The 11106-nt window shown below is 49.4% G+C and carries 9 protein-coding genes and 1 tRNA gene; 9 read left to right on the top strand and 1 reads right to left on the bottom strand.

Annotated elements, in window-relative coordinates:
- The first annotated feature begins 163 nt into the window (after window positions 1-163).
- Window positions 164-1405 (top strand): aspartate aminotransferase family protein, encoded by a 1242-nt coding sequence (locus VFT64_11210; GenBank protein ID HEU5048396.1) that lies wholly within the window; start codon window positions 164-166, stop codon window positions 1403-1405.
- Between the two features lie 69 nt (window positions 1406-1474).
- Here the strand turns inward: VFT64_11210 and ilvD are convergent, their stop codons facing one another.
- Window positions 1475-3202, bottom strand: a complete 1728-nt coding sequence (gene ilvD, locus VFT64_11215; protein ID HEU5048397.1) for a dihydroxy-acid dehydratase — start codon at window positions 3200-3202, stop codon at window positions 1475-1477.
- 199 nt (window positions 3203-3401) lie between these two features.
- Here ilvD and VFT64_11220 point away from each other — a divergent pair, with 199 nt between their 5' ends.
- From VFT64_11220 to VFT64_11255, 8 genes are all read left to right on the top strand, one after another.
- Complete coding sequence (locus VFT64_11220; protein ID HEU5048398.1) at window positions 3402-5117, top strand: SPOR domain-containing protein; 1716 nt, start codon at window positions 3402-3404, stop codon at window positions 5115-5117.
- 128 nt (window positions 5118-5245) lie between these two features.
- A tRNA-Asn gene (locus VFT64_11225) sits at window positions 5246-5320 on the top strand.
- Between the two features lie 164 nt (window positions 5321-5484).
- Window positions 5485-6672, top strand: a complete 1188-nt coding sequence (locus tag VFT64_11230) for an integrase arm-type DNA-binding domain-containing protein (GenBank protein ID HEU5048399.1) — start codon at window positions 5485-5487, stop codon at window positions 6670-6672.
- 68 nt (window positions 6673-6740) lie between these two features.
- Complete coding sequence (locus tag VFT64_11235; protein ID HEU5048400.1) at window positions 6741-7760, top strand: hypothetical protein; 1020 nt, start codon at window positions 6741-6743, stop codon at window positions 7758-7760.
- 98 nt (window positions 7761-7858) lie between these two features.
- A complete protein-coding gene (locus tag VFT64_11240) occupies window positions 7859-8071 on the top strand; it encodes an AlpA family transcriptional regulator (protein HEU5048401.1) in 213 nt (70 codons plus the stop codon).
- 12 nt (window positions 8072-8083) lie between these two features.
- Complete coding sequence (locus VFT64_11245; GenBank protein ID HEU5048402.1) at window positions 8084-8551, top strand: hypothetical protein; 468 nt, start codon at window positions 8084-8086, stop codon at window positions 8549-8551.
- A 4-nt stretch (window positions 8552-8555) separates the two neighbouring features.
- Window positions 8556-9647, top strand: coding sequence for a site-specific integrase (locus VFT64_11250; protein ID HEU5048403.1), 1092 nt, complete (start codon window positions 8556-8558; stop codon window positions 9645-9647).
- A gap of 99 nt (window positions 9648-9746) precedes the next feature.
- A complete protein-coding gene (locus tag VFT64_11255) occupies window positions 9747-10631 on the top strand; it encodes an FRG domain-containing protein (GenBank protein ID HEU5048404.1) in 885 nt (294 codons plus the stop codon).
- The last annotated feature ends 475 nt before the right edge of the window (window positions 10632-11106 follow it).

The following is an 11106-nucleotide window of genomic DNA, read 5'->3' on the forward strand; positions in this document are numbered from 1 at the left end:
TGTAGCCCCTTTGTTTAGATTAGAAAAGTTATAAATAAAATATAAATTTTGCGTTGCGTTTAATATCGCATCTGGACAAGAATAGCAAATCAATATTTGCCAATTCAGGCTTTACGATTAATATAGTTGCATAAAATACACTAACCTTAAGGTGTTCTTTCCCATGATCAAACCCGCTTCCAAACAGACCAAGCAGCTTATATCTAAAGGAAAAAAATACTTTCTTCCCACCTATAAGCAGCGTGAAATGATCATCAGCCACGGCAAGGGCGCACGTATCTGGGATATCGATGGAAATGAGTATATTGACTTCGGTTCCGGTATTGCCGTAAACGGGCTGGGCCATTGCGATCCAACTCTCGTGAAAGCGCTCACCGTACAGGCCAAAAAACTCTGGCATACCAGCAACATATTCTATACCGAGCCGGGTATCCTGCTGGCAGAAACGCTGGTCAAAATGTCCGGCTTCGCCAAACATGTATTTTTCAGCAATTCCGGTGCGGAAGCCAATGAAGCCGCAATCAAGCTCGCCCGTAAATACGCTACTAACAATGGCAGGCCGCCGGAAAAGCGCGAAATCATCACCTTTATCGGCTCCTTCCATGGCCGCACGCTGACAACCGTCACGGCCACAGCACAACCCAAATATCAGGCTGGTTTTGAGCCACTGCCGCAAGGCTTCGTTTATTGCCCGTTCAATGACGAAAAAGCGCTGGAAAAGCTCGTTACCGACAATACCTGCGCCATCATGCTGGAACCCATTCAGGGCGAAGGCGGAATCACACCTGCCAAGCCGGGATTCCTCAAATTTATTCGCGAGTTATGCGACAAGCACGGCCTGCTCATGATTCTGGATGAAGTGCAGAGCGGCATGTCGCGCACCGGCAAGTTCTTCGCATACCAGCACGAGGCCGGGGTAAAGCCGGATATCGTAACGGTTGCCAAAGGCTTGGGCGGCGGTTTCCCGATCGGCGGCATGCTGGTCGGCGATAAAGCGGCCGAAACCTTCCAGTTCGGCTCGCACGGCAGCACGTTCGGCGGCAATCCGCTGGCTACCGCTGTCGCTGGTGCGGTACTGAAGAAACTGCAGTCCAAGCCGCTGGTGCAGAATGTCAAAACCCGTAGTGCAGAACTCTTTGCCGAGCTGAAAGTAATCAATAAGGAACTCGGGCTGTTCAAGGAAATCCGAGGCAAAGGCCTGATCGTGGGCGCCGAACTTAATGACCAGTGGCGCGGCAAAGCCGGGGATATCACGGAAGTCGCTCGCAGGCATAATGTGCTGATCCTGCAAGCCGGGCCGGACGTGCTGCGCATCATGCCCCCCCTCACCGTCAATAAGACGGAAATGAAGGAAGGCCTGAAACGCCTGCACAAGGCATTAGCGGATTTCGTTTCTCACGCCTAGCAGCTAAAAGCCCAAAAAATAAAGGCGCTGTGAGTTTCACAGCGCCTTTTTTATCTATCTGCACCTTGATTAGATATCAGCGTACATTTTCTTTTCAGCCTTACCGCCCGGATGCGTCACCGCTCCTTTGGCAGCCGGACCTACGATCTGCGCGTATTTCCAGAGCGTGCCGGAGGCATAATCCGTCTCACGCGGCTTCCATGCGGCTTTGCGCTTGGCCAGTTCCTCATTTGAAAGTTCAACATCAATCGTACCTTTTTCAGCATCGATGTTGATGATATCGCCGTCTTTAAGCAGCGCAATCGGCCCGCCAACTGCCGCTTCCGGCCCCACATGGCCGATGCAGAGCCCGCGCGTACCGCCGGAGAAACGCCCGTCCGTAATGAGCGCGACCTTGTCGCCAGCGCCCTGACCGTACAAAGCCGCTGTCGTGGAAAGCATTTCGCGCATGCCGGGACCGCCACGCGGCCCTTCATAGCGAATGATGATGACATCGCCGTCCTTGTAAGCACGTTTTTCCACCGCCGCAAACGCTTCCTCTTCGGAATCGAAGCACAGCGCCGTACCCTTAAATTTCTGCTGCTGCGGCTTCATGCCTGCAACCTTTACAATCGCCCCTTCCGGCGCCAAATTGCCCGAAAGCGTTACTACGCCACCAGTCGGCGAAAGCGGTTGTTTGACCGGCAGAACGACTTTCTGATCCTGCGGGAACTTGATCTTCGCCAGATTTTCCGCCTGCGTCTTGCCGCTGACTGTAATGCAATCACCATGGAACAGTCCGATATCCAGCAGTTCCTTCATTACAATCGCAATACCGCCAACATCATACAGATCCTTCGCTACAAAACGCCCACCCGGACGCAGATCCGCGAAATACGGCGTACGCTTAAACACTTCGCCCACCGCGTGAATGTCGAAATCGATCCCCGCCTCATGCGCAATCGCAGGCAGATGCAGCGCAGCGTTCGTTGAGCCGCCCGTAGCCGCCACCACCATCGCCGCGTTTTCGAGCGATTTGCGTGTTACGATATCGCGCGGGCGCAGTTTGTTCTTCAGCAGTTCCATCACTGCTCCGCCTGCCGCAAATCCATATGCATCGCGCGATTCATACGGCGCAGGCGCACCCGCAGAGCCGAGCAATGCAAGTCCGATCGCCTCAGAGACACAAGCCATTGTATTAGCAGTAAATTGACCGCCGCACGAGCCGGCAGAAGGACATGCTACCTGCTCCAATTCATCTACATAAGCTTCATCCACCGTTCCGGCAGCATACTGGCCAACCGCCTCGAACACGTTGACCACGTCCACATCCTTACCCTTGAAACGCCCCGGCATGATCGAACCGCCGTAAATGAATACGGAAGGAATATTGAGCCTGACCATCGCCATCATAAGGCCCGGAAGTGACTTGTCACAGCCCGCGAGCCCCACCAGCGCATCATAACAATGGCCGCGCACGGTCAGTTCCACGGAATCCGCAATCACTTCACGCGAAACGAGCGAGGATTTCATGCCCTGATGGCCCATCGCAATACCGTCGGTCACGGTGATGCTGGTGAATTCGCGCGGCGTGCCGCCTGCAGCCGCAACACCTTTTTTCACCACCTGTGCCTGGCGCGCAAGGGTAATATTGCAGGGAGCCGCTTCGTTCCAGGTCGTCACCACGCCCACAAACGGCTGCGCGATCTGCTTCTTGTCCATCCCCATGGCATAGTAATAAGAGCGGTGCGGCGCACGTTCCACCCCTTCGGTGACATGGCGGCTCGGCAGCACGGATTTTCCATAAGTTTTCGTCATAATGGCGCCTCTGATATTTCTTGTGTGTGACCCTCTTGCAACCACCGTTTCACATCGAAAACTTACGTGGCCAAAGAGTAAATTCGTATACGCATAAAAGGTTAGCAGGACTCGCGCAATAAGTTTTCCGTTGCCTTTGCATGAATTTTACTGCTATGAAGGTTGGCCTGTTATTAGGGTATCTACGAGGTTTTGAAGAATGTTTCCGCCAAAAACGACACATAAAAACTTAAGAAAGCTTGCCTTTTCAGGTTTCGCCATCGCATGTCTTACCTCGTCCGCCTACGCCGACAGCACCTATATATTGCAGCTTGGCACTGCTGATACGAAAGAAAAAGCCGAGCAGAAATGGGAAGAGCTTAAGAGCAAGAACCCGGATATTCTCGGCTCGCTGAAAGTACATATTTCCGAAGTCGCCATGGGTCAGAGCGACAAAGTCACCTACCGCACGCAGGCAGGCCCTATCGACTCTCAGGCTTCCGCCGATCAATTATGCAGCAAACTGCTGGATAAAGGAAACGAGTGCTACGTCATTGAGACGGCGATGTTCGCAAGCGACGAAGTCTCGGGAGACACCGCTGCAAACACATCCGGCAAAACCCGCCAGCCGGAAATCATAGCCCTGCCGACACATGACCTTGCGGAATCCGCTCCTTCTTCTGAAAAAACGGCCTCTGCAACTCCGCACAGGCTGATCGTTCCCGCACGCGCGCCGCGCTTCCTGGATGAAGGCGATGCCGACGCGCTGAACGCCGCCACCCAGCCGAGCGAAGCGATGGTTGCATCGGCATCCGCTCCGACTCCCGCCGCAGAGCCGTTCGCCAGCGCCAATACGGATGAAGAAAACGAAAAACCCGCCCCCCGCAAAGCACGCCGTGCAGCCAAGGCTGGACGTAAAGTGGTGGCGGATAACGACAATAAGACAACCAAGAAATCCGGCATAATTGTTCCTGACCGCGCGCCGCGCTATCTGGATGACGATGAAAGCGGTGAACAGCAGGTAGCTGCAAAAGCAGCACCGGCCGAAGCGGAAGCCACTCCGCTTGCTGTAGCTACCCCCGTCGCGCTTCCGGATGAGGCTGCCGCAACACCGACTGTCAAGGTCGCCGAAAACAAGCCGGGCTTCTTTGCCCGCCTCTTTGGCGCTTCCTCTGAAGAAAAGAAACTCCCGCCCGCTCCGCCAACGCCTGAAGCCGCAGCAGCCGAGCCTGAATCCGCTCCTGCAGCCGCTCCGGCTAAGGAGGTTGTGGGTAACGTAAGCGTAGCCGAAGCGATCCGTGTACCGCTGACCAAAGGCGACCCCTCCTCTGCCTCCGCCGCACCTATGCGTAAGCAGCTGGCGGAAGCAGGCGCTCAAGACAATAAGAACTACTGGGTGCAGATCACCTATTTCGCGGACGAACATCAGGCTCATTATTTCTATGAAAGCTTCCGCAACACCTACCCGGATATTTCCGACGATGTGCGCATGCGCATCACCCGCTCCAAAGGCGAGGAATCCGGCCAGGTAACACTGAAACTCGGCACATTCAGCAATCCGGCTTATATCAATGCCGTCTGCTCGCTGGCCGCCAAACATAGCCTGCATTGCGCAAAGATCGCAGACCGCACCCCTACTCCGAATATCTTCAATAGCGGAGCGGATGACTTCCCGGCACAGAATACGTTCTGGGTTCAGCTTGGCGCGTATACGACCTCGGAAGAAGCATGGAGCAAGTGGCAGTCCATCAAGAGCAAAAATGAAGATCTGGTCTCCGGCTCCAGCGCTATCATCACCACCCCGGCGCTTAGCAACGGCGAAGAGAAGCATTACCATCTGCGCGCTGGCCCCTTCTCCAACCAGAGCTCGGCAAATGATCTCTGCGCGAAGCTGACGCAGGCCGGTGAAAGCTGCTCGGTCGCAGGCGAACAATAATCGGCAGACGAACAGCAACGGATTTTTTGCCTGCGCTTGCAAAAATAAGCTGTACATCCAAAATCCGTTTGCTATATAAGGCATCTGCTTTAAGCAAGCAGGGCAATTTCCACAAATCGCCCTCCCGTTCCGCGGTAGCTCAGTGGTAGAGCAATCGGCTGTTAACCGATCGGTCGTAGGTTCGAATCCTACCCGCGGAGCCAGTTACTGGTTCCAGAACGTCCAAAGAAATCCACAAAAACCTAGAAAAACAGCCAACTCTGTGCTAAATACTGTCCAGAGATGTCCGATTTATACCCACAAAATCCGGCACCATTTGGGGGTATAAGTGGGGGTATCTTGAAACCCCATAACAAAAAATACCCCCATGCCCCTTACCGATATAGCAATACGCACGGCAAAACCTCAGGATAAACCCTATAAGATGGCAGACGGTGAAGGGATGTTTCTCTATATCCTCCCCTCTGGCAGTAAATACTGGCGGCTGAAATACCGTTATCTGGGCAAGGAAAAGCTTTTGTCATTTGGCACCTATCCGGAAGTCAGTCTTGCCGATGCCAGAGAACACCGTATGCAGGCTCGCAAGATCTTAGCCGCTGGCAATGATCCGGGTGAAGTTAAGAAAGAAGTAAAACGGCTGGGGCTAATAGAGAGCCAAAACACGTTTGAGACCATTGCCCGTGAATGGCATGAGAAATCCAAGCATGAATGGAAAGACCACTACGCTAACGATGTTCTCAAACGTCTTGAAACGCACATCTTCCCCAAATTGGGCAAACGCCCTATCGGTAATATCGATGCCCAGGAATATCTTTCCACCCTGCGCGTGATTGAAAAGGCTGGCGCTTTAGATATGGCACAACGCATGATGCAGACCTGCAGCCAGGTGGTCAAATACGCCATTGCCACCGGAAAGGCTAAATACAATCCCCTCACCGATCTGCGCGGTGCATTGAAATCCCCTATCCGCCAGCATCATGCTTATTTAAGGGAAGATGAACTCCCGGAATACCTGCATAAGCTGGAAACTTATGACGGGGCATTGCAAACCAAACTGGCATTGAAGCTTCTTTTGTTAACCTTTGTCCGCACAACCGAGCTACGTGCTGCAGAATGGACGGAAATCGACTGGGAGAAAGCCGAGTGGCGCATCCCTGCCCTTCGCATGAAAATGAAGGAACAGCATATTGTTCCATTATCACATCAAGCCATAGCCATATTAAAGGAGCTGCAACGGCATACAGGCAACAGACAGCACCTATTTCCGAACGAACGCAGACCGACTACCTTTATGAGTGAAAACGCCATGCTCTACGCTCTCTACCGCATGGGCTATCATTCCCGCACGACCGGACACGGTTTCCGCGCCTGCGCCAGTACTATCTTGAATGAAAACGGTTTCAAGCCGGATGTAATTGAACGCCAGCTTGCCCACGGCGAACGCAATAAAGTCCGCGCTGCTTATAACCACGCGCAATATTTGCAAGAACGCCGCAAGATGATGCAATGGTGGGCTGACTATTTAGAGACTGTTGCAAAAAATCCTCTCCTTTAAATATCATTTCTTAACCAGAATTAATATTTATTGAACATAGTTGGCAATCTGCATTATGTTGATTGCCTATGTCCCTGAATGTTCTGGAAACTGATTGGGTTTTATATCTTGTCCGTCGGAAATACCGAGGGTTTCCCTATGACGAAGATATTTTTGAAGAGGATGAATATTTTCCTGCTGCCACTCAGCAAAAAGTAAGAGGGATGAAAGAACGAGCGGATGCCTACTATAAAGAATTGGCACTGAAACCGTTAGAAGAAGTCGCAAAATTATACAAAGAAGAAAAAGAACGAGAACATCAGGAACATCTGGACCAATATATAGCAGAAGAAAAACAACGGTTCTTCAACAGGCCAGATGCTCAGACAGATTATAATCATTGGTCTAAAACTCCATATTGGAAATTGGAAGAAGCGGTAGCCCTATCTTTTGATCGGGACCCCCACATTGTTAGCTGGGATAAACTTTGTGCAGCCGAATACGACCCGCCCCCTCCATTCATAGAACGATACAGAAAAGTACGTGATCTTACCTTTAGAGCTTATGACAGCGGCCACTTAAGTAATCCAACTGCTCCAAGGTTCTATATTGCATGGGCAAAGCGCCATGATATTCCTTTTCCTGAAGCTCTTGAAGCACAAGTCATATTGTATGCTGGAAACATAGGTGATTGGAAAACGGCTCACGATAATATTCAGCAACTTCAGACAAAGACACAACAAGAATACGAAGAATATATTGCTGAAACTCAAAGAATAATTAATGAAAAAGACGCGCTATTAATAGCAGCTAATAATATGCGGGATGCTGCTCTTAAAATTTCTGAAGAATTGCAACTCAAGTTCGAAGAGCAAGCCTTACAAAACGAGAAGCCTTTAAAAACAAGAGAACGGGATACATTGTTAAAACTCATTATTGGAATGGCCGTAAAAGGATATAGATATAATCCGGGCGCATCACGAAACAGTGCTATAGCGGAAATTGAAGATGATTTAATGATACTTGGCATTCCGGTAACAGACGACACAATCCGCACCTGGCTTGGTAAAGCAGGAGAACTTTTGCCCCAAGACGCAGAGGTTGCCTAAATTATAACCGAATTCGGGAACCGCTAAACCGAATTCGGTCACAAGCATTAGCAAACTTCCTAGGTTAGCACCGTTTTTAACCAAACGGAGTTAACCTTATGCATACCTCAACATACAATACCAGCCGTATATTACGTTTACCGGAAGTCATAAAACGTACTGGCTGGAAACGTTCTAGCATCTACGCACATGAAAAAGCAGGCCAGTTTCCCAAACGAGTCAAACTTGGCTTAAGAAGCGTCGGCTGGCTGGAATCCGAAATAGACGCATGGATAGAGAACCGGATTAAGACAAGCCGGGGCAACCAGTAAACGGAGTGCCCCATGAAGCGGATCAATACACGGCGCATTAAAGCAAAAGCGTCTTATTATCTTCAACCATTAGCGGACATGCTTGGCGTTCATGTGAACACCATTCACCGCTGGATCGAAGAAGGCTTGCCACGGATAGACGACGCTTATCCTTACATGGTATACGGGGAAGAGCTGATCGATTTTCTGAATGCACGCCAGCAAAGCAAGAAAATCCCCCTGCAACCAGATGAGTTTTTCTGTTGCCGCTGCCAGAAAGCAAGACGGGCTTGGGGAGGACTTGCTGATCTAATCCCATGTACATCCAAAACCGGAAACCTGAGAGCATTATGCCCCGAATGCGGAGGAACTTTGCATAAGCTGATCTCGCTACAAAAACAGCCGGAATTAGCAAAATATCTCGAAATTCATCCGCTGCCATACCCGGTATTAATACAATCCACCCATAACAGCGTAAATATTGAAACTAAGAAGGGATAAAAACATGACACGCTACAACGCAGAAAATGAGCGCATTAAAGAGAAGTATTTTACCTATGAATTGGAGGCCAACGGCAAGAGTAAAAAGACCGTGGAAAACATCCGCAAAGCTTTAACCCGATATGAGGAATTTACGGGGCATGCAAGCTTCAAACTGTTTAACGACACCTGCGCCGTGGAATTTAAAGCCCATCTCCTGAAAGCCCAAAACAAACACGGTAAGCCCTTAAGCGCTTCCACCATTGCCCATACCCTGCTTCCGCTAATGGATTTCCTGAAATGGCTAGCCGTGCAGCCCAGTTATAAATCCCGTATACAATATGCAGATATTAATTACCTAAAGCTGAAAGATAAAGACCGTCGCAGCCTGCAACCCGTTACCCTGAAGCAATACCCCAGCTCTGCACAGATAAAAGCCGTGCTTGCTGCCATGCCAAACAATACAGACATAGAAAAGCGCAATAAAGCCATTATTGCATTTGTGTTCGCTACTGGTGTCCGGGATGGTGCGTTAATTACCCTAAAGCTGAAACACTTAAACATAGTTAAAAAGCAACTGGTGCAGAATCCTAAGGAAGTAGACACCAAGTTCGGCAAACACATCTATACCCGCTTTTATCCTGTGGGAGAGGATATCCACCAGATCATTACTGACTGGGTTTCATACATACGGGAGGTAAAACTATTTACCGATAATGACCCGCTCTTCCCCAAGGAAGAACTGATCCATGATGAAGAAATGGGATTTAAAGGCGGCACGCTCTCGCATGAACACTGGAAAAGCGCCAGCACTGTACGAGGCATTTTTAAGCAAGCATTTGCTAAAGCCACCCTACCCTATTACTCACCACACCGTTTCCGGGACACGCTTTCCGCCATTGGCCGGGAAGTCTGCACTACCACAGAAGAGCAAATGGCCTGGGCACGTAACATGGGACATGAAAACCCAGGCACGACTTTTATAACATATGGTGGTTTCACCCCTGAACAGCAGTTTGCGGCAATTGAACGGATTGGAAACAACGCCGGACAAGTTGAGAGGCTCATTGATGCTAATGCAATTGCAGAGGCTGTGGCAAAAAGGCTAGGAAAATAGAATCGATACAATTACTGGTTGATATGCTTTTTGTTTACCTATAGCGTGCTAATTCAAACACTACACTTAAAACACCATCTGAGCAAGCATAGGGATACCTTGAAGAAAACAAAAATATCTTCTATTGGCGAATTACTCGATCATGTGGACTTTCTGAGAAAAGAATGGGCTCCAGTAAATGAGGATGAACTCTGGTTCCGTGGAGAGAGTCAAGAATATCCTGATACTTTTCTACGCCCAGAGTTGTATCGTCCACAACGGGATAACCAAGGTAAGAACCTACCATTGAAAAAGATTAATGAGCTTCTCAATATAGAGAATGACTTATACAAAGAGTTTCAGCGATGCTCGCTTCAATTGCTAACTGAAGGCAACTTGACAGATGATTGGGACTGGAATGCATATTTCTTGATGCAGCATCATTCTGCTCCAACTCGTTTGTTAGATTGGTCAGATGGTGCATTAATGGCTTTGCACTTCGCGGTACGTAATCGAAATGATGATGATAAAGATGCCGTTGTATATGTACTTGCATCAGACAAGTTATTTGGAGAAATAGATAAAACAGCAGAGGTAAGGAAGGCTGAAGAGCGATGCAAGAAATATGTAAAGAAGCACCCTGAAGTAACTACTGCTGCAGATGATTATGCTGTTTTTTACTTACCTGAAGAGGATGGCAGTGATGAACGACGCTATCTTCCTAAAGCTCCTTGTGTCCTAATCTTTGATCATATTACCCGTCGCGTTGCTGCACAACGCAGTCAATTTATAGTTTTTGGAAAAAATCCAAATTGGCTGGCAGATAAATCTCAAAAACCCAATTCCTACATTAAGCCAATTATTATCGATAAAAAAGCAAGGCCTAAGATAAGACGTCAACTGCGTGATGCTGGGGTGACCGAATCCGTTATCTTTCCTGATCTAGATGGCTTAGGAAGAGAACTCAGGCAATTATGGGAAGACAAAAAGACCCCTTCCAAATAATCCCCAGATAGACACTGCACTCGCAGAAGAATAGTGACTAAGAATAAGAAAAAACTACCCCCAAATAACCCAGCCGATTCCAATCCCCATCACCAGATTCCACACCCCTACAAAAAAGTAGACTAAAATCACATCCGTCTTGGTATCTTCTTCTTGTTCCATATGCTCCCCTATAAAAATGGTGGCCGGGGAGCCGATACTTATTTCTAATTCTACCGCAGCCTTTAAGGGTAAACCCTCTGAACATACGCTACGATCTCCCCAGCCATAGAAAAATACCACCAGAACCGTTTGGAACTGATGGCCGGGGAGTTAGTAAACCTTCCATAGGAAAAGTCGCACATGCCTTTAGCTTGCGCCTGAACATACGCATATGCCTCCCCGACCGAAAGCCGAGGAGTGAGAATAACGGTCACACAAACCGCCTATGGAAGAGGTTACTACGCCCCAGAACGCTTACATTGCGTTCATGGGT

The organism is Rickettsiales bacterium, from assembly GCA_035765535.1.
Lineage (GTDB): Bacteria > Pseudomonadota > Alphaproteobacteria > Rickettsiales > JABCZZ01 > JABCZZ01.

Coding starts and splice junctions, on each gene's coding strand:
- VFT64_11210 (HEU5048396.1), top strand. CDS start 164: ATGATCAAACCCGCTTCCAAACAGACCAAGCAGCTTATATCTAAAGGA.
- ilvD (HEU5048397.1), bottom strand. CDS start 3,202: ATGACGAAAACTTATGGAAAATCCGTGCTGCCGAGCCGCCATGTCACC.
- VFT64_11220 (HEU5048398.1), top strand. CDS start 3,402: ATGTTTCCGCCAAAAACGACACATAAAAACTTAAGAAAGCTTGCCTTT.
- VFT64_11230 (HEU5048399.1), top strand. CDS start 5,485: ATGCCCCTTACCGATATAGCAATACGCACGGCAAAACCTCAGGATAAA.
- VFT64_11235 (HEU5048400.1), top strand. CDS start 6,741: ATGTCCCTGAATGTTCTGGAAACTGATTGGGTTTTATATCTTGTCCGT.
- VFT64_11240 (HEU5048401.1), top strand. CDS start 7,859: ATGCATACCTCAACATACAATACCAGCCGTATATTACGTTTACCGGAA.
- VFT64_11245 (HEU5048402.1), top strand. CDS start 8,084: ATGAAGCGGATCAATACACGGCGCATTAAAGCAAAAGCGTCTTATTAT.
- VFT64_11250 (HEU5048403.1), top strand. CDS start 8,556: ATGACACGCTACAACGCAGAAAATGAGCGCATTAAAGAGAAGTATTTT.